We start from the raw sequence: 21,313 nt of genomic DNA, 5'->3' as shown, positions 1-21,313 counted from the left end.
GGCAGGCCATCTGACTGACGGGTGGCCTGCAAACCCGTCCACTCCTGCCAGCGGCGCACGATCACATCACAATATTTCGGATCAAGTTCGATCAATCGCGCCTGCCGACCGGTCTTCTCGGCGGCGATCAGCGTGGTGCCAGAGCCACCGAACAAGTCCAGCACGATGTCGCGCGACTTGCTGCTGTTGAGGATGGCGCGCTCGACCAGTTCGACCGGTTTCATGGTCGGATGCAGGTCGTTCTTGGCGGGTTTCTTGATTTGCCAGACATCGCCCTGATCGCGTGCGCCACACCAGAAGTGATCGGCACCATCGCGCCAGCCATACAGGATCGGCTCGTACTGGCGCTGGTAATCTGCGCGCCCGAGCGTGAAGGTGTTCTTGGCCCAGATGATGAACGTCGACCATTTGCCACCGGCGGCGCGGAAGGCTGCCTGCAAGGTGTCGAGTTCGGATGAACTCATCGCGATGTACACCGCGCCCTTGGTCACCGACAGCAGGTTCGTGCAGGCATCGGTAAGGAATGTGCCGAAGTCGTCACCCAGGTTATCGTTCAGGATCGGGCGGTTCTTGCCGCGCAGTTTGTCCTTGGCGGTATTGGCGTAGTTGACGTTGTAGGGCGGATCGGTGAATGCCATGTCGGCCAACTCGTCGCGCATCAGGCGCTTGAGATCGTCCGCCTTGGTGGAGTCTCCGCACAGCAGACGGTGCTGGCCAAGCAGCCAGACATCCCCCGGTTGGGTGATGGCGACTTCCTGCACTTCCGGCACGGCATCGTCGTCGGTCAGACCTTCTTTCTCGCCTGCATTCAGCAGATCGTCCAGTTCGTCGTCGCTGAAGCCCAGCAAGCCAAGATCAAACTCGGAAGTCTGCAATTCCGATAGTTCCAGTGCCAGCAGTTCCTTGTCCCATCCGGCATTCTCGGCCAGACGGTTGTCAGCCAACACGTAGGCGCGCTTTTGCGCAGCTGACAGATGGGCCAACTCAATCACCGGCACTTGTGTCAGTCCCAGCACGCGAGCCGCCTTGAGTCTGCCGTGCCCGGCGATGACACCACGCTCACCATCCACCAGGAGGGGATTGGTCCAGCCGAATTCACGGATGGACGCTGCGATCTGTGCGACCTGGTCATCGCTGTGGGTGCGCGCGTTGTTGACGTAGGGTACTAGCGAATCGACCGGGCGGTATTCGATATTGAGGTTTTGCATGGGCGTAAAAAAACCGCCCGGAGGGGCGGTTGGTTGTCTGTCGGAGGTGGTCGTGCAAACTTCGACCATGGCTGAAATATACGCAAAATCTCCCCGAAATGCGACACCCTAAAATCGGCCTGAAACCCGCACCAATACTCATATTCCCGCATGGTTTCGCACCTCTTTGCAACTTGCCGCAACTACACGCACACCATTCAGGTTCTCGGTCAGTATGGACAGTGCGATGTTCCGCCTGCGCTGGACGGTACGCACGGCACAACCGAAGCGTTTGGCGATCTGTGACCACTCGAAGTGATCGGCCCGCATCCAGACGATGTGCCGCGATTCGACATCCAGTATTTGCATCCAGCGCATCGCTTCCAGCATCCGGTCAACTGCTGCCGGTGATGGCGGGAAACGGCGTTCCTCGTCATTGGGACGTTGTTCGGGTGCCATGCGCAGCAGGATCGGCCAGACGTTGAGATAACCCTGCACACGGCCTGCAGGCAGTCGTCTGGCAGTCTCCGCCGCCTCGGTAAATCTTGCCGCGACCGCATCGGGTGTCCACTCATCCATGGCGCTTCCTTCCATACAGCCGTTCGCCGATCCGGCGCACGAACTCCCGCTCAACGAAGTCCAGTCGTTCGTCCGTTTCTTTCACCACCAGGATGTGTTGCTCGCGCCATCCGGCTTCCTTGATGGCATCCAGGTCGGTGGCCTGCGGTTGCAACTTGCCCAGCGGGCAGCGATAGGGTTGTGGTTTCATCTCACACCTCCAGCTTGCGGGCATAGTCGAGCAGGGCCAGTGCATCCGCTTCGTTGTCGTCTGCCGGGGAGTGGCCAAGATTGCGAACGGCGGCAATCATCTCGTCCTTGCTGGCGTTGCCTTTGCCCGTGGCGTGTTTCTTGATCGTGCCGACCGGAATACCCTGATAAGGAATCTGGTGGTGCTCGCACCAAGCGGTCAAATGCGCCATGAAACCGCCGTAGGCGTGGGCAGCATCCACGCCTAGATGACGCCGCACTTCCTCAAAGTACACGGCATCGATGCTGTCAGAGGTTTGCTTGATCTCGGTCAGCCAGCGCTTGAAGCGCAGGAAGCGCATGCCGCCGCCTTCAAAGCGGTGCGGTTTGAATGATTCGGTGCCACTGGTGATGCTGCTGTCGCGGGTCATCAATGCCCAGCCGGTTGTCGTGCCCAAGTCGAGGGCGAGTATTGTGTTTTGCATGTCAGTATTCCTTGTGTGTTTGGGGCGACTGACGCAGACTGACGCTTATGCCGGTTAACCTCTTACGTGCGCACGTGTAGGGGTAAATCAGTAGCTATGTCAGTCTGCGTCAGTTATCGATAAAATCAATCGGTTATATATTTCAATTTTCCGCATAAGGAACGCGTCTATCAGTCGGTAATTCCCGAAGGCCGATACCTTGAAAGCCGCGTATGCCGGAATTGTTTCGCCACTTTTCCAGTCCGCGCGTGAGCAACAAATCGGAGAATCGACGCTGTGAACCCGCGAATTCACCAGAATCGTCAGCCCAACGTTTCCAGTCGCTGAATAGTTCTGCGGTGAGGGATTTGGCAGTGTCTTTGCGCACACAGCGTTCCTCAAGCCAGCGGCCAATCGAGTCTTCCGCTTCGAAGTATTCATCGGTGGCGGCGATCACTTTCTCGGGGCGAATGAGTTTTTCCTTTTGCCATGCAAGGCAACCTTCGAGCATCCATGCCAGAATGCCGTCGCGTTCCCTGAGCAACTTCACGGTCAGGTTGCCGTCACGCCGTTCTGCCGGAATCGTGACGGTGAAGGGCACCAGATGCATGCGGCGTTTCATCGCCTCGTCGATATTGCGAATCGACGGTTTGTGATTCCCGGCGATGAACAGTTTGAATTGCGGAATGAACGTAAAAAAATCCTGCCGCATGAATCGTGCGGACACCCGGTCGCCGCCGGTGATTTCCTTCATCTTGGATTCATTCCAGCGACGTCCCTGTTCGGTTTCGGTCGCCGACACGAAACGCGCTCCACGCAATCCAGCCAGATCGGTGGGGTGCCGGTCCGAGCGTGTTTCCATGAAGGTATCCATCGGTGCATTTGCCGCGTAGTCACCCAGAATCGTGGAGAGGACATTCAGGAACACGCTCTTGCCGTTGGCTCCCGTGCCGTACAGGAAGAACAGCGCATGTTCGCTGGTAACCCCGGTCATGCCGTAGCCCGCCATGCGTTGCAGGTAGCTCATCAACTCTGGATCGTTGCCGGTCACATCGGCCAAAAATGCCTTCCATGTCGGGCAGTCGCCCTTGGGCGTGGCGGTGGTGATCTTGGTCATCCGGTCTTCCCGGAAATGCGCCCGCATTCGTCCCGTGCGCAGATCGACGACCCCTCCGGGTGTGTTCAGCAACCAGATGTCGGCATCCCACTCTTCCGTGTTGCCCGCATGGCGACGGTCGGCGCGGGCAAGACGTTCCACACCGCCTATCGTGCTTGAACCGGCCAGTTTGGCGGCTACTCTGGGATTGTCCGAACGCACTGCGGCATGGCGGCAGACATGGCGGATCAGATCGGTTGCCGCCAAGGTGTCCTCGGTACGCCAGCGCTGACCGTCCCACATCAGCCACTTGCCCCATGCCGCGACATAACGCCAGTCGTGCTGATAGCGACGGGTGAATGAGAGCGCCAGTGCATCTTCGGTGCCCCATACCGTCTGCTCGGTTTGCTCCTGACCGTCCGTATCGTCGGAATCATGTTCGTCATCCGGCAGGTGCATTTCAATGCGCGGGCCGCTGGCGATGAATACCGCAACATCGAAGCCTTCGGTAATCGCGTCTGCTGCATCCCAGCCTTCCGGACGATCTTCGGGTGGTAGCAGAATGACGCACGCTAATGCCCCAGCCGCCAACACAGTCTGCGAGGCTGACTGTGCATATTCCCAGCCCGGCTTGTCCTTGTCTGGCCAGATGGCGACCGACTTGCCAGTAAGTGGTGACCAGTCGGTTTTATCGACGGGAGCCTTGGCCCCGTGCATCGCGGTGGTGGCGCACAGGCCGATTGCAATTAGTGCCTGTGCACATTTTTCGCCTTCGACCAGTACCACGGTGCTGGACGCAGCGATGCCAGGTTGGTTGTAGAGCGGGCGCGGATCGGGTGGCGACATCTTGCGACGCTTAGCATCCCATGTACGGAACTCCTTGCGGCGACCGGGTGGATCGTAGCGATAGACCACAGCAATCAGATTGCCAGCGGCATCCTGATAGTCCCATTTGGCCGTGGCAGGGCCGAGATCGTCGATCGGTGCTTCGCGCTTAGTTTTACGGGCAAGCGGGGCAGGCGCGCGGCCTACCAGATCACGTGCATGTTGCAGGACGCTGGCGAAATCGTTGTGCGAATCGCATCCATGATGCCGCGCGATCAGATCGAAGATGTCGCCGCCGCTGCCTTCCGCCCGGTCGGTCCACAGACCGGCCTTCTCACCGCTGAGTACGATCTCCAGACTGTCGCCGGGACTGCCCAGCACATCGCCGATGTGGAACTTGTTGTGCCGCTTTTTTCCAGCAGGAAACAGCGTGAACAGCACTGACTCCAGTTGGGTGAGCAACGTCTGTCGAATCTCCTCGCGTTCTACTTCGCGGTTTGGGCTCGCTTGAGCCGTCGTATCGTTAAAATCCATCATCTTGCACCTGACTTTCTGGTTCGTTTTTTAGGTTTGGGAGTTTTCTGTGTGGTGAGATAGCGCGCCCGGCGCGCCACCTCCCTGACGAATTCCGGGTTGAGTTCGACGAGGTCTGCGAGATGGTCGAGATCGCTGCCCAGCAGAAACTGATGGGCTCTGCGCCGGGTGTAATCCTCGACCGCAGCCGCATCGGCGATGCCCTGACAAATCACCGCCACGATCAGCTTCGCTTCCGGCACGGGCGCAAACACATGGCGCAACAGCATCCGCTCGATGGCGCGCATGCCGATCAGTGGCACCGGTGGCTTGCTCGACGCTTTAGGAATCAGGGCCGCGTTCATGCCGACCTCCAGCATCGTTCCTGCCATGAACAGAACTTGCATTCGAAGTGCGTGGCATCGTTGAACGATCGCGGCAGCAACTCGCCATGTTCGGTGGCAGCGATGATCTTCACGGCGCGATCGGATGCGCGCTGCGCCAGTGCCGCATCGAACGGTACCTGCTCAAACCAGATCTCCTGCGTGTCCTTGTTGATCGCGGTGAACAGCGCAGGATTGCGGCTGATGCCATCGACCGTGCCTTCCATGTAGGCTTGGTAGATCGCCATCTGCGCGGCATACACCGGTTTTGAGACGGCCACGCCACGCTTTACGCAATCCCGCCAGTTCTGCGCATTCATGGTTTTGCACTCCCACAGCATCGGGAAGGTGCAGCCCAGATCAGCAGGTGCTGCCATGACGATGCCGTCCACATGACCTTGGATCAGACCGTCACAAACCGAGAAGCCAAACTGGCCACCAGAGCGTGTGCGGGTATGCAGATCGAATCCGGCCAGACGCAGCCAGCGAATCGCTATATCTTCCAGCACATGACCGACCTCGAAGATGCGCAGCACGCGCCCGTCGAAATCACGACCTGGATCGGCAGGGGCTCCGGCAAACTCGTACTGCAGCGCCCGGTCACACGCCACGCCTAAGCGGGATGCCCCGAGGTAAGTGCGGCGGGATTGCTCTGCTCGTTCTGCCACCAGTGCTACATCAATGTGCGCCGTGATCAGGTCGTGCAACTTGGGGCGGTGATTGAAATTCAGCATCACGCACCGCCTTTCTGTGCCGCACCTTCTTCCCACGGCAGGTCGTTCTTGAGATCGCTGAACGGGTCCTGCACCACTTCAGCCAACACGCGAACGGGTGGGAAGTTGAAGCCGGTTGACCCGTAGCGATCGGCCATCGCATTGACGAAGCAGGTGACGATGGCATCAATCACCCGCAAGGCTTCTGTTTCGGTGTAGTCGCCTAGCGGTTTGGCGTAACCGATCTCGCCCGCTGCACTGCCGAACGCCTTGAGGCAGCCGCGCATCGCGGCCTGCTCGAATTCGGTCGCATCAATCATGGGTAGCTCCTCGTCCTTGCCTTCTGCCTCGACGCGCACGTTGTAGAACCGATGAAATGCGTCCTGACAGCGCTTTGAACAGAACACCCATCGCACCGGATAGCGTCTTGCATCGCCGATGGCATAGCGCGTGTCGGTGATCCCAAAGCCACGCGCCTCTCGTGAACAAATCCAGCATTTCACGCTCCCTCCTTACTGCGCCCACGCCGGTTTGCCGGTTGCGGCAGGGCGTTGCGGAGCAGGTTGTGCGGGTGAGCCGGAATGTCCACCTTGGGATGGGTTGCCGATCTTCGGCGTCATTCCCATCAGACGGGCGTAATCCTTGTGATCGGGTTCGATGGCCTGTTTGACAATGTTGCGGTTCTCGCCCTTGGCATCCTTTTCGACATCGATGCGTGCGACGAACTCGATACCGTCGAGGGCGGCGAAGCTGGCAATGCGGCGGGCTTTCTGTGCTTCCGGTGATTGGTCGGCAGGCTGCACACCGTAGGCTGAATTGAGCAGCGCACGAATGAAAGTGCGCCCCATGTTGGCCCACGCATCGCCCTTGGCGGAATGCAGGCCGATGTTGCTCCACAGTTTGCGCTTGGCGTAATCGCCTTCGAGCACGACGAATTCGGCGGCCAGATAGATCGAGCCGGTATCGAAACTCTCGGAGGCATAGCCATCCGTCCATCCTTTCGATGCATCGTCGTGACCACCGGGCTTGAGCGTCATACGCACCTTGGCCAGCGTCCCTTTCGGGATCAGGTCGAACGAGGTTTGTTGTTCGGCATCGTTAAAATCATTCCAGTTCATGGCTTACTCCTTGTCAGATTGAGGTGTGGTGGCGGCTGCGCACTTGGCGATCAGTCGTCCGAGATGCGGTTCTTCCTGCATGGACAGACGGCCAGACCGGTCCTTGGCAGGGAAGCCCCATGGATTGAGCGTGTGGCAGACGAAGGCGCGATAACTGCTGCCGTCATCCGCTTTGAGTTCGGCAAGCGTCACGACCTCATCGACGATGCCGGGCAGTTCGAGCGAGGTCTTGGAACCCTCAATCTGCGGCATGAACACCTTGCGGTTGAAGTCGTCGATCTTCTCGTCGAGGATGGCGACGAACACCACGTTTTTGCCGCGTGCGTGCTGCAGGTGAGTGAGTGCGGTGATCATTTCCTGTCCGAGCAAGCCGTAGGCACCCCGGCTGTCCGGCTTGCCGGAGCGCTCCGAAATTGCCGCAGGCTGGCTCTTGGCCCAGGTAAAGCACAGGCGTGACAGGGCGGTGATCGAGTCGCAGAAATAGGTTTGATACTTGGCCAGACTGGCCGGGTCACCGTACTGCTGACACACGTGATCGAAGTGCGCCTGCGAGAAAGGCAACTCGGCGGGCAGTGCCGGATTGGGGCCAGCCAGAAACACCGCCAGATCGCGAAACTCGGGCCAGGTGCGCGGACGGATGGTGTCGCCTGACCAGTCGGCAACAGCCAGATCGCCCGCTTCCAGATCGATGAACAGCGTGTTGTCGATGCCCAGCGTTTTGAGCTGGGAGGTTTTGCCAAGTCCGCTCTTACCGAGCAAGGCCATCTTCACGCCACGCTTTTCTGCGCGACGTTGTTCGGCAGAGATGATGGGAAGTCCGCTCATGCTGATTCTCCCTCGACGCGTGCCAGACGGAAGGCAGGTTTGCCGGGCTTCACGGTGCGTGCGGCGGAAAACTGTTCCTTGAGTGCGGGCGGCCAGTTGTTGAAACGCGACTCTGAAACCGATAGGTCGACATCCATGTAATCCTGAATGCGATCTCCGGCAGCAACGATGCGTTCGGCAATCTTGGAGAGTTGCGCCTGATCCCACGACACGCGCTTGGGCAACTCGTAGGTCACACGCAGCTGACCATCGGACAGATGCGTCACACCGAAATCGCGTCCCGATTCCAACAGAGCACTACGCGCCTGTTCGCCATAGCGTTGTTCAAGTGCGGTGTTGAGGCGATCACGGGACAACTTCACCCAGGTCGCGAGCAGCGCCAGCGAGATGTCGAATTCTTGCAATTCCTGTTGCGACAGGGCCGCCAGTTGGCTGACTGACAGGTCCGGCAGCGTGGAAGGCGTGAGGGTGAGGTGGCTCATGCTGCACCTCCCGTGACCAGCGGTTTCGAGGTGCCGCTGCGCAGGCATTGCTGCTCGTAGCTTTCGATATCCTCGATGCGATAGAGCACGCGACCGTGCAGTTTCATGAACACGGGGCCGATGCCCTCGGAGCGCCAACGCTCGAGTGATGCTTCGCTGCAATCCCAGCGCGTGGCGAGTTCACCTTGATTGAGGTGTCTGACTTGTTGCTGCATTTGAGTCTCCTTGATGGTTTCGATGTCACCGGATTCGGGTACTCGACGAGTACCGCCAACCGGTAAAGCGAATTTCTCAAGCGAGATTCCTCAAACCATTCCGCAGATTCCTCGGAATCGTTCCTCAAACTCGATTCGTGCGAACAGATAACAAAAAACCCGGATTGGCTGAGGCCAATGCCGGGTTATGGGGGACGATGGGGATTGAAGCGGAGTCAGTGCAGCCAGTGCTGATCCTCTTCAGGAATGATCAATGCATAGCGCTCGTCACCACGCAGATATCGGATGAAAGTCTGATACACAACCGGGATTCGGTCGAACTCCTTGCTCGGGGAAAAGCGCTGTGATTCCGAGCCGCACGCTGATTTGAGTGCACCCTTGTCCATCTCGTGGTCGAGGTCGTTCATCAGCGCCAGCAGAATGGACCGGTGCCGTGGTTCCAAGTCATAGGCCTGCCCGTCGATATAGACCTTGGCCTGCGCATCCACATATTTCAGGGATGTTCCCGGTATAGCTTCTTCGGGGACTTGCGGTCTAGGTGCTGCCAGTCGATCTGCAAAAAACTCAAATTTGCTCTGACTGATGCGCGCGAGTGTGGCCAAGTTGGCGACATCCAGTCCCGTCAGGGGAGAGCCGTCCGGCAACGGCAATTCGCTGCAGGTGATGATTCGGCAGGACTGGATGGTCTTGTCGAGTTTGATCTGTTCCCGCAGGTGATGCGCGACCTTGGGCTGATGCAGGTGGCGCGCGAAATACCATGTGACCGGTTTGCCGCGAGTGGGCTCGGTGGTGCCCAGCCGCCAGCAGATCTCCGGTTCGATGGGTTTTGCACCGGTGGGTGACAGGCCGAGCCCGAGCTGCAGGGCGGCTATCAGTTTGGGCAGGCTGGGTTTGAATGTCTCGCGCAGGCGACGCGGCGCACTGACCTCACCGCATGTCGGACATAACAGCAGGATGTGGTCATGCGCCAGTTCGCGCACGACGCGCGCAATTTCGATGCCGCACTCGGAGCAAGTCACCCAGTCAAGCGGGGTGCCGATCACCAGCACGCGTTCGCGCAGCAATTGCTGTCCAGCATTGGCATGCTCGCCGCTGCACAGCGTCAGCCCATTGATTTCAGGCTTGGCGCTATCCAGCAAGCGGCAGAGGAGTGCGGCGGCATCACACTGCGACTGACTCATGCAGGCACCTCGTCGGCCTCGATGACATTCAGCGCCTGCAAGACGATGTTGGCGATCTGCTGATTGTGCGCGGATAAATTTTTGATGGTGGACGATCCGGTCGAACTCACGTCGAAGCTGAAATGCGTGGTTTTCTGATCTGCCGAGGTCAGCGGGTAAACCATGAGGCAGGCACGGATCAGGTTGTATTCGGCTTCGAAGGTGTGCTGGATTTTGAGATTCTCGAGCGCGAGCTTGATGGCATCGTCCTGATCCTTGGCTGGTGGAGCTTCGACCTCGAAGGAAATGCCGGTGCTACCATTGGGGCTGAAACGTGCGCGGCGTAGCCGAACCTTTTCGACTCCGTGAACCGACCAATCGTCGAATGGTTCCAGCATGCCGTCACGTAGGGCATTGAGTTTGAATCGTGCCTTCTCGATCGCCTCGGGCGCGATTTCCTTCTCGACCACATGCTTGCCGAACAACTGGAGGACGGCAGTATGGTTGGCAGCCCCACCTTTGACGATCGTTTCCACAAACCCGGAGTCGGGGTGGTAGACCAGCGCAGTTTCCAGTGCGATGCGGGTGGTGATGCGCTTGAAATGGTTCTCGCTAAAATGGGCAATGGCTGTCACCGGACCTTCGACATAGATGGCCAACTGGATGCTGCCATCGGCGGCGCGTTCACTGATCTCGATGTGGGTACCATCACCCGCACCGACCTTTTTGTAGAGCTTGGCGACTTCATGACAGAAGGCTTCCAGTTTAGCGCGATCGCGGGTTGGATCGAGGCCCGGCTGGATGCGGTGTTTCTTCCAATACTTGCCGTTGGTTTTGGCCTGAAACGCGATGTGCAGTTCGGCATCGCGAAATGCCTTGTCACGAAATGCCATCATCCAGAGGGCTTTTTCACGTTCGTCACGTGAGTCGAAGGCGGCTTCCATCTCGACATCACCATTGCACGCCACCTGAAATTCTTTGATCGCCAGACCGTTCGACATCATGTGCGCACGGCGCAGATCGTCGTACCAGATATGGATGTCGTGGCCGATTGCCTCACGTTCGGCGGCAGGTAGGTCTGAATTGGGCAGCGACGCATCCAGTGCCTCGACCGCATCAGCCAGTTGTGTGGGCAGGGTTTCGGGTGGCTGTTCCCAGTCGATATTCAATCGGGCATATAGAACATGCGCTGTGGTGAACTCGCGTAGCGTCGGCATCGAGATGTGCCGGAGGAAATGGCGTGGGTTGAAGATTTTCATGTATGGGGTTTTCCTTTACGAATATTTGCGCACCAGGCCGACAACGACCCCAAAAATTTCCAGTTTTCCCTGTGGCCGGATGATTGAGAAATCCGGATTGGCTGGAATCAGATGAAAACCTTCCTTGTCTCGCCCGAGCGTTTTGAGTGTGAACTCGTCATCGACGATGCCGACCACCAATTCACCGGGCTGGGCGTGAGTTCGGCGCTCCACGATGGCCAGATCGCCACTGTGGATGCCTGCGTCGATCATCGACTCACCCTTGACACGAATGATGACGGTTTGCGCCGGTTTTTCGATCAGGAAGCGATCCAGCATGACCTGCTCGCAGGTCTCGTCTGATACGGCGACCGGCGAACCTGCCGGAACCGGCTGGCTGGCAATCGTGCGCTCGAAGAAACTGTCACTCGGTGCCCAGTCACCATCCGGCGTGCGCTCCAGCATTCCTGCCGCTTCGAGCCGTTCCAGTACCTTCTTGATGGCGGATTTGGAGGCAAACCCCAATATCTCCATCAGCCGGGCATAGGACGGGAAGGTCCGATACTCGGCGTAGTACGCCTGTAGTCGAGCCAAATGCTCCCGGTCGTTGGTCGAATTTTGCTTGGCAGTTTTCATGGGTGATATTGTAGAGAACGGGCGTTCTCTCGTCAAAAATAATCATCTCAGTAAAAAATTTTCATATCTTTTTCGCAATAGCCCGCATCCGTTCGTAGCTGTTTGAAACTCCCTAGCCGGATTTCAGCCTCTGTCGTTGCACAATTTCTGCATCAAAACAGTTGGACAGAACAGGAGTGATACCAATGATGGATGTGAACCAAACCCCACCCGACCGGATGACCTCGGAACAGCGCAGGCAGGAGGTCGCCACGTTGCTGGCACGCGGCATTGCACGCATGCGTGAGCCAAGATCGCGTCAACCAGAAACCATGGAATTAGAGAGCGAGTTTGAACTTGCTATTCCGCCCGGACGAAGCGTTCATGGGGTCTCCAACAACCAGAGAAATAAGGAATAAAAATGATCGCAAGAACTACCCTATTCACCACGCCGCCATCGGTCGTTGCGCAAATCTCCCAGTTGCCGCAGATGAATATGGCCGAGATCAAGGCTCTGTGGAAGCGCCTGTTCGGCGGCGACACGCCAACTCATAACCGACAGTTCCTGGAACGGCGCATCGCCTACAAATTACAGATCGTCGAGTTCCGCAAGGTGGATCGCAACCTGCTGGAGAGCAACAAGCGCCGTATAGAAACATTAATGGAACGGGGCAAGGTGATAGCGCGCAGTAAGGATTATCTGCCATCAGTCGGAACCGTGCTGACCCGGCTATATCAGGATGTCGAACATCGCGTGGTCGTCGAAGCCGATGGGCAGTATGAGTATGAGGGCAGGCGATACGGCAGCCTGTCCATTATTGCTCGTGAGATCACCGGCACACGTTGGTCGGGTCCGTTGTTTTTCGGCCTCCGTCAAAATCAACCCGCGAAGAAGTCGAAGAAGGGAGCGCGTAAATGAGCGAGACAATCAAACGCCGCCTGCGCTGCGCGGTCTATACCCGCAAGTCCAGCGAGGAAGGGCTGGATCAGGAATACAACTCCATCGATGCACAACGTGATGCCGGTCATGCCTATATTGCCAGTCAGCGCGCCGAGGGGTGGATTGCGGTCGCTGACGATTATGACGATCCGGCATTTTCCGGTGGGAACATGGAACGTCCGGGATTGAAGCGTCTGATTGCCGACATCGAGGCGGGCAAGATCGATGTGGTCGTGATCTACAAAATTGACCGCCTGACCCGCAGCCTTTCCGATTTCTCCAGAATGGTCGAGGTGTTCGAGCGCCAAGGTGTGTCATTTGTTTCCGTCACCCAGCAGTTCAATACCACAACCAGCATGGGGCGGCTGATGCTCAATGTGCTGCTGTCCTTCGCCCAGTTCGAGCGTGAGGTCACCGGCGAGCGCATCCGTGACAAGATTACCGCCAGCAAGAAGAAGGGCATGTGGATGGGTGGTATCCCACCGCTGGGCTACGATGTCGAAAACCGTCGCCTCATTCAAAATGCCAAGGAAGCGAAGTTGATCCGGCATATCTTCCAGCGCTTCGTGGAAATCGGTTCGACCACGCTGCTGGTCAAGGAGCTGCGACTGGATGGTGTGACCTCGAAGGCGTGGGTGACGCAGGACGGCAAGGTGCGCGAGGGCAAACCGATCGACAAAAGCCTGATCTACAAGCTACTCAACAATAGGACCTACCTTGGCGAGCTGCGCCACAAGGAGCAGTGGTATCAGGCCGAGCACATTGCCATCGTCGATGCCAAACTGTGGGAAGATGTGCAGGCAATACTGGCCAGCAATGGTCGCGTGCGCGGCAACGCCACCCGTGCCAAGGTGCCATATTTGCTCAAAGGAATTGTGTTTGGCAATGACGGGCGTGCGCTGTCGCCATGGCACACCACCAAGAAAAATGGGCGGCGCTACCGATATTACATACCGCAACGTGATGCCAAGGAGTTCGCCGGTGCATCGGGCTTGCCGCGTTTGCCTGCCGATCAACTGGAAACAGCGGTGCTCGACCAGGTGCGCGCCATCATGCGCCAGCCCACAATGATCGGTGAGATCGTGCCGCAGGCCATCGCACTCAACGACAAACTCGACGAGGCGCAGATTACGGTAGCGATGACACGGCTGGACATCATCTGGGATCAACTGTTTCCGGCAGAGCAGACGCGCATCGTCAAATTGCTGGTAGAAAAGGTCATCGTGTCTCCGACCAACATCGAACTGCGGCTGCGAGCCAACGGCATCGAGCAGGTGGTGATGGAGTTGCAACCTGCCAAGGTGGATGAAGAGGTGATGGCATGACCGCGATCAACGTCAACGGCGCTGCCGATGTCATCCCGTCCAGCGATGGCAAGCTGACGCTGAACATTCCGATTCAGATTCGGCGACGCGGTGGGTGTAAGCGGATCACGCTGCCCAACGGTGAAATGGGGAAGCCCCATAAACCACTTGCCCCTACGGCCATGCAACTGGCGCTGGCGCGCGGCCATCGCTGGCTCGCCATGTTTGAGTCGGGTGAGGTACAAACCTTGCGCGAACTGGCCGCCCGTGAAGGCGTGGGCGACAGCTATGTCAGCCGGATGATTAATCTGACCATGCTGTCGCCATATGTCATTCAGGCAATCCTAGATGACACGCTGCCGGACAATATTACGCTACTGGAGCTGGCGGTTAACCCGCCGCTAGTGTGGAAAGTGGCGGGCATTTGAAACTGAATGGAGTCGTTTCGTTCACTCTCGCTTGTCGCGGTGGGTGTGTGCCAGTGCGACGAAAGCGCGCAGGTAGTCGATCTCCGCATCCGCTTCGCGGAATCCCAGAAATATTTGCTTGGCCACGCCCTTCGGGCCAAGCTTCACTGGCGCGACATCGAATTTTGCGGATTGCTCTTCCACAAGCCAGCGCGGCAGCGCGGCGACACCGCGTCCGCTGGCGACCATCTGTAGCATGATGTCGGTGGTCTCGATGATCTTGTGACGCTTGGGCGCGATACCGGCAGGGGTCAAAAAAAGGTTGTAGATATCGAGTCGCTCGATGGCGACTGGGTAGGTGATCAGTGTTTCGTCGGAGATTTGTCTGGGCTGCACGTAGGCGGCATTGCGCAGAGGGTGCTGCAGGCCGACGACTAGCACCTGCTCGTAATCGAATACAGGCTCGAAAATAAGGCCCGGTTTGTAGAGCGGGTCGGGCGTCACCAGCATGTCGATTTCATATCCGAACAGTGCGCCGATGCCGCCGAATTGAAATTTCTGTTTTACATCCACATCCACATCAGGCCAAGCGGCCAGGTAGGGCGAGACAATCTTCAGCAACCACTGGTAGCAGGGGTGGCATTCCATGCCGATACGCAAGCTGCCGCGCTCGCCCTGTGCGAATTGCTTGAGGCGTTCCTCGGCGTGGACAAGTTGTGGCAAGAGGCGGTTGGCGACAGCCAACAGGTATTCGCCTGCCTGAGTCGGGCGCAGTCGGCGTCCCTCGCGATACCAGATGGCAAGACCGAGTTGATCCTCCAGTTTGCGCACGGTGTGGCTGAGCGCGGACTGGGTGAGGTGCAGTTTTTCTGCGGCGGCAGTCAGCGAGCCATACTGTTCGACGGCACGGACGATTTCGAGATGCGTGCGTTCCAAGATACTCATGGGTAAATATATATATGAATAATAGTAATTGGTACGTGAAATAATACCATTTTTATTCATTGGTTGATCTGTATACCATGGCACACCTGTTCATTTTATTGAGGCATCTACCATGGCAATCACCCATAACCTCGGCTTTCCGCGCATCGGAGCCAAGCGCGAACTGAAGTTCGCCCTCGAATCTTACTGGAAAGGACTCTCTTCCCGCGACGAACTTAAGGCTAAAGGCGCGGAATTGCGTCAGCGCCACTGGCAAGATCAATCCGGCCTCGACCTCGTGCCGGTCGGCGATTTCAGCTTCTACGACCAAGTGCTGGACATGAGCTTCGCACTAGGCAATCTGCCCGAGCGCGTGCAGAGTTTCCAAGGCGATGCGCTGGATAACTACTTCCGCGTGGCGCGTGGCCGTTCCGCCCAATCATCGGAGGATCATGCGCAATGTTGCGGCGGGGTCGCTGCTGGCGAGATGACCAAATGGTTCGACACCAACTACCACTACATCGTCCCCGAATTTACCAGCGCCACTCAGTTCCGGCTCGATGCTTCACGCTTGCTGGAGCAACTGGCCGAAGCTCGCGCCCAAGGCATTCAGGCCAAACCGGTCATCGTCGGCCCGGTGACCTACCTCGCCATCGGCAAATCCAAGGACGATAGCGATCGTCTGACGTTGCTGCCACGCCTGCTGACAGTCTATGCGGAACTGTTGGAGACGCTGGCTACACAAGGCGTGGAATGGGTGCAAATCGACGAGCCCATCCTTGTCACCGAACTCGATTCAGATTGGCAGCATGCCTTCAACATCGCCTACCACCAGTTGAAAAGCTGTCGTGTCAAGCTGCTGCTGGCTACCTACTTCGGCCAGTTGCTGGAAAACACTTACCTGACCGTAAATCTACCGGTGGCTGGGCTGCATGTGGACGCCATCAATGGTCGCGACGACATTCAGCCAGTGCTGAACCTGCTGCCTGTGCACAAGGTTCTGTCGCTGGGTGTCATCAACGGTCGCAATATCTGGAAAACCGACCTGAACGCGACGCTTGATTGGCTGGAGCCGATCGCTGAACGATTGGGTGATCGCCTGTGGATTGCGCCATCATGCTCTCTTCTGCATGTACCTGTCGATCTGGACAGTGAGCAAAAACTCGACGGCGAGATTAAGTCCTGGCTGGCTTTCGCCAAGCAGAAACTGGGCGAACTTTCCATACTCGCCACCGCGCTGAACCAAGGCCGCGACGCGGTGAAGGCCGAACTTGCCGCTAACCGCGCCGCCATTGAGTCACGCCGCAACTCACCGCGTGTCAACAACCCGGCGATCAAGGCGGCCCTGGACAAGATCGACGCAAAACTCGGCCAACGCCAAAGTCCCTATGCTCAACGCGCAACCAAGCAGGCTGCCCTGCTGAAGCTGCCCAAGTTTCCTACCACTACCATCGGTTCTTTTCCGCAGACCGCCGAAATCCGCTTGGCGCGCCGCCAGTACAAGGAGGGCGAGATCAATGAGGCTGACTACAAACTCGCGATGCAGGCCGAGATCGCACGCAGCGTGCGCGAGCAGGAGGCGTTGGGCTTGGATGTATTCGTGCATGGCGAAGCCGAGCGCAACGACATGGTCGAATACTTCGGCGAACAGCTCGACGGATACGCCTTCAGCGAATTTGGCTGGGTGCAGTCCTATGGCTCACGCTGCGTGAAGCCCCCCATCCTGTTCGGCGACATCAGCCGCCCCAAGGCAATGACCGTCGAATGGACTAAATATGCACAGTCACATACCACGAAACCCATGAAGGGGATGCTGACCGGCCCAGTGACTATCCTCAACTGGTCTTTCGTGCGCGATGACCAGCCTCGCTCGGTGTCGTGCAAGCAACTGGCACTCGCCATCCGGGACGAGGTGCTGGATCTGGAACAGGCCGGTGTGCGCGTGATCCAGATCGACGAAGCCGCGTTGCGCGAAGGCCTGCCGCTGCGCAAGTCGCAATGGCGCAACTATCTGAACTGGGCGGTGGAATCTTTCCGTATCACCGCGAACGGCGTGGAAGATGAAACGCAGATTCACACCCACATGTGCTACTCGGAGTTCAACGACATCATCGCGGCCATCGCCGACATGGATGCCGATGTCATCACCATCGAAACCTCGCGCTCTGACATGGAGTTGCTGGATGCATTCGACCACTTCAAGTACCCGAATGAAATCGGCCCCGGTGTGTACGACATCCACTCGCCGAATATCCCGACAGAGCAGCATATGGTCGAATTGATGAAGAAGGCTGCCGAACGCGTGCCAGCCGAACGACTGTGGGTTAACCCGGACTGCGGGCTGAAGACGCGCCAGTGGAACGAGGTGATCCCCGCGCTGACCAACATGGTTGCAGCGGCCAAGACCCTGCGCGCTGAAGTGGCCTGATCCGCTGCATTTTTTGCAACAAAAGTCCCGGTACGCTGCCGGGACTTTTACTTGAGAGACTCCCCATGTTTGAACGTGCCCGTTACGATGTCGATCAGATTGACCCCGAAATCTTTGCCGCCATACAGCAGGAAAACCGGCGGCAGGAAGACCACATCGAGCTGATCGCTTCCGAAAACTACACCTCGCCAGCCGTGATGGCCGTGCAGGGCTCGCAGCTCACCAACAAGTATGCCGAAGGCTACCCCGGCAAGCGTTACTACGGCGGCTGCGAATACGTCGATATCGTCGAGCAGCTCGCCATCAATCGCGTGAAGCAGCTCTATGGGGCTGCGTTCGCCAATGTGCAGGCCAACTCCGGTTCACAGGCCAATCAGTCGGTATTCTTCGCCCTGCTGCAACCGGGCGACACCATCATGGGCATGAACCTAGCCGAAGGCGGCCACCTGACTCATGGCATGCATCTCAACATGTCGGGCAAGTGGTTTAAGGCTGTCAGCTATGGCCTTGATGTCAAGGAAGACATCGACTACGAGAAGATGGAATCCTTGGCTCGCGAACACAAACCCAAACTGATCATTGCGGGCGCTTCAGCCTTTGCACTGCGCATCGACTTCGGGCGCTTTGCCCGCATTGCCAAAGAGGTCGGGGCTTGGTTCATGGTCGATATGGCTCACTACGCCGGTCTGATTGCGGCTGGCATCTATCCCAACCCGGTACCGTATGCCGATGTGGTCACTTCGACCACCCACAAGAGCCTGCGTGGCCCACGTGGCGGCATTGTGTTGAGCAACAACGAAGAGATCGCCAAGCGGATCAATTCGGCCATCTTCCCCGGACTGCAAGGCGGCCCGCTGATGCATGTGATCGCGGGCAAGGCTGTGGCCTTCAAGGAAGCCATGTCGCCGGAATTCAAAATTTACCAGCAACAAGTGGTCAAGAACGCCACCGTGCTGGCAGAAACGCTGATCGAGCGCGGCCTGCGTATTGTCTCGGGGCGCACCGAGAGCCATGTCATGCTCGTCGATCTGCGCGCCAAGCAGATCACCGGGAAGGAGGCCGAGCGCGTGCTGGGCGAGGCGAACATCACAGTCAACAAGAACGCCATTCCCAACGATCCAGAAAAGCCCTTCGTTACCTCCGGCATCCGCCTCGGTACGCCAGCGATGACCACCCGAGGCTTCAGAGAAAACGAAGCTCGTCTCGTTGGAAACCTGGTCGCCGATGTACTGGACGCTCCGCAGGATGCCAGCCGCATCGCACAGGTGCGCGAGCAGGTGGCAAGACTGACTGGGATGTTTCCGGTTTATCGTTAACTTGAGGAGAGGGTTCAAAATGATTGCTGCGGCGCATCAACCGAACGCCTGAAAATGCACACCGAAAGCTACACGGGTATCGAATTGCACGCCCTAATCGGGGTATTTGAGTGGGAGCGGGAGGCGCTGCGGCCTCTCGTTTTCGACATACATCTGACTGCACCCGTTTCGTTCCAACTTTCCCGTAGCGAGATTGCGGTACAGTTGACAGCGTGGCTCAAACCTTGCCGCTACCGTTTATTGGAAGCGCTGGCGGAACATCTTGCCCAGTGTATGCTGCGGGAATGGCCTTGCAGCCGTGTTGTGATCGGCATTGAGAAGCCGGGTGCGTTGGGCGATCTAGCGCGGGTGGGGGTGCGGATTGCGCGTAGTGTCTAGTTTGAAAATGTGGGGCCTGCCTATCTGGGGTAATTCTTTCGTCAAACCATTCATCCGAGTCCGCGAGTAACAATATGAAAATAAAAGAAGTATTTTTAACCCTTCGTTGACTTCGGCTTTGGCGAGGTTAGGTAGTCGCCGGAGAATAATGCCTCGGAGAGAGAAAATGCGGGCAAAATCGTGGTCGTGGCGCGGCTCTGGAAGTCCGCAAGAGTTAGCAGGAACCCCCACGGATACGCGGCGATACGCAATAAAAAAGGCCAACGGATAACCGTTGACCTTTATATATTGGTGGAGGCGGGGGGAATTGAACCCCCGTCCGCGAGCCCTCTACAGACAGTTCTACATACTTAGCCTGGTTGTTTGATTTGATCCCGGACACGCCAACCGGCAGGCTGGTACGGGACGAGTCACCTTGCGTTTAGTGTTGCGTAAAGTAACCCTACGCCGCACGATTCCATGTAATGACCTCACTCATCTCTACCTTACGGTGTCGAGCCCCTCCATGGACAGCAGGGTGTGAGGGCAGGCCTTAAGCGGCCAGTGCGTAAGTTTCGTCGTTTGCGACTATTTGTTTTCCAGCTGATTTACGAGGTGGCGGGTCCTCGGTATGCCCTGCGCTGCTTTGCAACCCACGTCGAAGCCAGGTCGCCCCCGGTTCGTTGTTACAAAACGGTGCGGATTGTACCAGTCTCAGCGCGTGAGATGGGGGATTAGTTCCGGCGGGGTGGCGATGATGCCGTCGGCGTTCCAAGCGCGCGGGTCGTGGTCGCCGAGGTAGCCGTAAGCGGCAACGAGGCAGCGCATCCCGGCGGCGTGAGCGGCTTGCACGTCGCGCAGGTCGTCACCGAGATACAGGCAGTCGGCAGCACCCACCCCGGCTAGCGCAGCGGCATGCAGCATGGGTTCAGGATGGGGTTTGGCGTGGGCACAGGTGTCGCCGCTGACCAGACAGGCGGCCCGTTCCGCGTAACCCAGCGCCTGCATCAAGGGCAGGGTGAAACGGTGCGGTTTGTTGGTGACGATGCCCCAGGGCAGGCCGCGCTGCTCCAGCACATCGACCAGCTCGGCCATGCCGGGAAAAAGTTCGGTATGGACTTGGATGTGGCTGGCATAGTGATCCAGAAAGATTTCACGCATTGCCGAGAAATCATCATGTTGCGGCGTAACATTCATTGCAACTTTGAGCAGGCCGACGGAGCCGTGCGAGGCTTGCGGACGCAGCAGTTCCAGCGGTAACGGCGGCATTCCGTGTTGCGCGCGGACGTGATTGGCGGCAGCGGCGAGGTCGGCGGCGGTGTCGGCGAAGGTGCCGTCCAGATCGAACAGGACGGCCTTAGTCACGACGGCAGGCGACGATGTAGTTGACATCGGTGTCCGCGCCCAGCGCGTAGACCTTGGTCAGCGGGTTGTAACTCATGCCGGTGACATCAGCGACATTCAGCCCGGTGTTGCGGCAGAACTGTGCCAGCTCGGAAGGCTTGATGAACTTGGCGTAGTCGTGCGTTCCGCGCGGCAGCATGTTGAGCACGTATTCCGCGCCGATGATGGCGAACAGATAGGACTTGGGATTGCGGTTCAGGGTGGAGAAGAACACCCAGCCGCCGGGTTTGACCAGTTGTGAGCAGGCGCGGATGACGCTTTGCGGATCGGGCACGTGCTCCAGCATCTCCATACAGGTGACGACATCGAACGACTCCGGACGTTCGGCAGCGAGCTCTTCGACTGGGATCTTGCGGTAATCCACTTGTTTGCCGCTTTCCAGCAGATGCAGCTTGGCGACCTGCAGCGATTTCTCCGCCAGGTCGATGCCGGTCACGGTTGCACCGGCGGTCGCCATACTTTCGGAAAGGATGCCGCCGCCACAGCCGACATCGAGCACGGTCTTCCCGCTCAGATGGGCGGTACGGTTGATGTAGTCCAGGCGCAGCGGGTTGATCTCATGCAGCGGTTTGAATTCGCTGTTGGGGTCCCACCAGCGGCTGGCAAGTTGGCTGAATTTCTCCAGCTCGACGGGGTCGACATTGGTCATGGC

At 58.0% G+C, this 21,313-nt stretch carries 24 protein-coding genes and 1 other RNA gene; 6 read left to right on the top strand and 19 right to left on the bottom strand.

Annotated elements, in window-relative coordinates; all coding sequences use genetic code 11:
• The 15 genes from DM08_RS09305 to DM08_RS09235 form a co-directional block, all read right to left on the bottom strand.
• The coding region (locus tag DM08_RS09305; protein ID WP_035384387.1) for a site-specific DNA-methyltransferase at positions 1–1,208 on the bottom strand (1,208 nt) is incomplete at its 3' end.
• Positions 1,209–1,346: 138 nt separating this feature from the next.
• The gene (locus tag DM08_RS09300) at positions 1,347–1,766 is read right to left on the bottom strand and encodes a DUF6362 family protein (protein WP_035384386.1); all 420 of its coding nucleotides are present in this window, start codon (positions 1,764–1,766) and stop codon (positions 1,347–1,349) included.
• Positions 1,759–1,956 (bottom strand): hypothetical protein, encoded by a 198-nt coding sequence (locus tag DM08_RS09295; RefSeq protein ID WP_035384385.1) that lies wholly within the window; start codon positions 1,954–1,956, stop codon positions 1,759–1,761. Before DM08_RS09295 ends, DM08_RS09300 begins: the two co-directional genes overlap by 8 nt.
• A 1-nt stretch (position 1,957) precedes the next feature.
• A complete protein-coding gene (locus DM08_RS09290) occupies positions 1,958–2,419 on the bottom strand; it encodes a crossover junction endodeoxyribonuclease RuvC (RefSeq protein WP_035384384.1) in 462 nt (153 codons plus the stop codon).
• Positions 2,420–2,561: 142 nt separating this feature from the next.
• Entirely contained in the window at positions 2,562–4,856 is a 2,295-nt protein-coding gene (locus DM08_RS09285) for a phage/plasmid primase, P4 family (RefSeq protein ID WP_035384383.1), read from the bottom strand.
• Positions 4,853–5,197: a hypothetical protein gene (locus tag DM08_RS09280; protein WP_202593396.1), complete on the bottom strand. Its 345-nt coding sequence runs from the start codon at positions 5,195–5,197 to the stop codon at positions 4,853–4,855. The genes DM08_RS09285 and DM08_RS09280 overlap by 4 nt, the downstream gene beginning before the upstream one ends.
• Positions 5,194–5,949 (bottom strand): isoleucyl-tRNA synthetase, encoded by a 756-nt coding sequence (locus DM08_RS09275; protein ID WP_035384381.1) that lies wholly within the window; start codon positions 5,947–5,949, stop codon positions 5,194–5,196. The genes DM08_RS09280 and DM08_RS09275 overlap by 4 nt, the downstream gene beginning before the upstream one ends.
• Entirely contained in the window at positions 5,949–6,431 is a 483-nt protein-coding gene (locus DM08_RS09270; protein ID WP_035384380.1) for a DUF6511 domain-containing protein, read from the bottom strand. Before DM08_RS09270 ends, DM08_RS09275 begins: the two co-directional genes overlap by 1 nt.
• Before the next feature lie 9 nt (positions 6,432–6,440).
• Positions 6,441–7,046, bottom strand: a complete 606-nt coding sequence (locus tag DM08_RS09265) for a hypothetical protein (RefSeq protein ID WP_035384379.1) — start codon at positions 7,044–7,046, stop codon at positions 6,441–6,443.
• Between the two features lie 3 nt (positions 7,047–7,049).
• On the bottom strand, positions 7,050–7,871 hold the full coding sequence (locus DM08_RS09260) for an ATP-binding protein (RefSeq protein ID WP_035384378.1): 822 nt from the start codon (positions 7,869–7,871) through the stop codon (positions 7,050–7,052).
• Positions 7,868–8,353: a hypothetical protein gene (locus DM08_RS09255; RefSeq protein WP_035384377.1), complete on the bottom strand. Its 486-nt coding sequence runs from the start codon at positions 8,351–8,353 to the stop codon at positions 7,868–7,870. Before DM08_RS09255 ends, DM08_RS09260 begins: the two co-directional genes overlap by 4 nt.
• Positions 8,350–8,568 (bottom strand): helix-turn-helix transcriptional regulator, encoded by a 219-nt coding sequence (locus tag DM08_RS09250; protein ID WP_035384376.1) that lies wholly within the window; start codon positions 8,566–8,568, stop codon positions 8,350–8,352. The genes DM08_RS09255 and DM08_RS09250 overlap by 4 nt, the downstream gene beginning before the upstream one ends.
• 215 nt (positions 8,569–8,783) lie before the next feature.
• Complete coding sequence (locus tag DM08_RS09245; RefSeq protein WP_035384375.1) at positions 8,784–9,749, bottom strand: hypothetical protein; 966 nt, start codon at positions 9,747–9,749, stop codon at positions 8,784–8,786.
• The gene (locus DM08_RS09240; RefSeq protein ID WP_035384374.1) at positions 9,746–10,987 is read right to left on the bottom strand and encodes a hypothetical protein; all 1,242 of its coding nucleotides are present in this window, start codon (positions 10,985–10,987) and stop codon (positions 9,746–9,748) included. The genes DM08_RS09245 and DM08_RS09240 overlap by 4 nt, the downstream gene beginning before the upstream one ends.
• Positions 10,988–11,002: 15 nt before the next feature.
• Positions 11,003–11,602: a LexA family protein gene (locus tag DM08_RS09235; RefSeq protein ID WP_035384373.1), complete on the bottom strand. Its 600-nt coding sequence runs from the start codon at positions 11,600–11,602 to the stop codon at positions 11,003–11,005.
• Between the two features lie 185 nt (positions 11,603–11,787).
• Here DM08_RS09235 and DM08_RS09230 point away from each other — a divergent pair, with 185 nt between their 5' ends.
• From DM08_RS09230 to DM08_RS09215, 4 genes are read left to right on the top strand one after another with little or no spacing between them, the layout of a single operon-like run.
• A complete protein-coding gene (locus DM08_RS09230; RefSeq protein ID WP_035384372.1) occupies positions 11,788–12,000 on the top strand; it encodes a hypothetical protein in 213 nt (70 codons plus the stop codon).
• A 2-nt stretch (positions 12,001–12,002) separates the two neighbouring features.
• Positions 12,003–12,500: a DUF2924 domain-containing protein gene (locus DM08_RS09225; RefSeq protein WP_035384371.1), complete on the top strand. Its 498-nt coding sequence runs from the start codon at positions 12,003–12,005 to the stop codon at positions 12,498–12,500.
• The gene (locus DM08_RS09220) at positions 12,497–13,846 is read left to right on the top strand and encodes a recombinase family protein (RefSeq protein WP_035384370.1); all 1,350 of its coding nucleotides are present in this window, start codon (positions 12,497–12,499) and stop codon (positions 13,844–13,846) included. Before DM08_RS09225 ends, DM08_RS09220 begins: the two co-directional genes overlap by 4 nt.
• Positions 13,843–14,253, top strand: coding sequence for a hypothetical protein (locus DM08_RS09215; RefSeq protein ID WP_035384369.1), 411 nt, complete (start codon positions 13,843–13,845; stop codon positions 14,251–14,253). The genes DM08_RS09220 and DM08_RS09215 overlap by 4 nt, the downstream gene beginning before the upstream one ends.
• A gap of 21 nt (positions 14,254–14,274) precedes the next feature.
• Here DM08_RS09215 and DM08_RS09210 read toward each other — a convergent pair whose 3' ends face one another.
• Positions 14,275–15,171, bottom strand: a complete 897-nt coding sequence (locus DM08_RS09210) for a LysR family transcriptional regulator (RefSeq protein WP_035384397.1) — start codon at positions 15,169–15,171, stop codon at positions 14,275–14,277.
• A 118-nt stretch (positions 15,172–15,289) separates the two neighbouring features.
• Here DM08_RS09210 and metE point away from each other — a divergent pair, with 118 nt between their 5' ends.
• Positions 15,290–17,584, top strand: a complete 2,295-nt coding sequence (metE, locus tag DM08_RS09205) for a 5-methyltetrahydropteroyltriglutamate--homocysteine S-methyltransferase (protein WP_035384368.1) — start codon at positions 15,290–15,292, stop codon at positions 17,582–17,584.
• 65 nt (positions 17,585–17,649) lie between these two features.
• A complete protein-coding gene (glyA, locus tag DM08_RS09200) occupies positions 17,650–18,900 on the top strand; it encodes a serine hydroxymethyltransferase (protein ID WP_035384367.1) in 1,251 nt (416 codons plus the stop codon).
• Between the two features lie 667 nt (positions 18,901–19,567).
• On the opposite strand, the gene ssrA is transcribed toward glyA, so the two are convergent.
• The 3 genes from ssrA to ubiG all read right to left on the bottom strand — a co-directional run bounded on the left by ssrA (position 19,568) and on the right by ubiG (position 21,310).
• Positions 19,568–19,934, bottom strand: a transfer-messenger RNA (tmRNA) gene (gene ssrA / locus DM08_RS12595).
• Positions 19,935–19,971: 37 nt separating this feature from the next.
• Positions 19,972–20,622 carry a phosphoglycolate phosphatase gene (gene gph / locus DM08_RS09190; RefSeq protein WP_035384365.1) on the bottom strand — a complete coding sequence of 217 codons (651 nt, stop codon included), beginning with the start codon at positions 20,620–20,622 and terminating at the stop codon, positions 19,972–19,974.
• The gene (gene ubiG, locus DM08_RS09185) at positions 20,615–21,310 is read right to left on the bottom strand and encodes a bifunctional 2-polyprenyl-6-hydroxyphenol methylase/3-demethylubiquinol 3-O-methyltransferase UbiG (RefSeq protein ID WP_035384364.1); all 696 of its coding nucleotides are present in this window, start codon (positions 21,308–21,310) and stop codon (positions 20,615–20,617) included. Before ubiG ends, gph begins: the two co-directional genes overlap by 8 nt.
• Positions 21,311–21,313: the final 3 nt, after the last annotated feature.

It is taken from the genome of Ferriphaselus sp. R-1, assembly GCF_000746095.1.
In the GTDB taxonomy this organism is placed as follows: Bacteria; Pseudomonadota; Gammaproteobacteria; order Burkholderiales; family Gallionellaceae; genus Ferriphaselus.
This window is presented reverse-complemented; position numbering and strand designations above follow the sequence as displayed.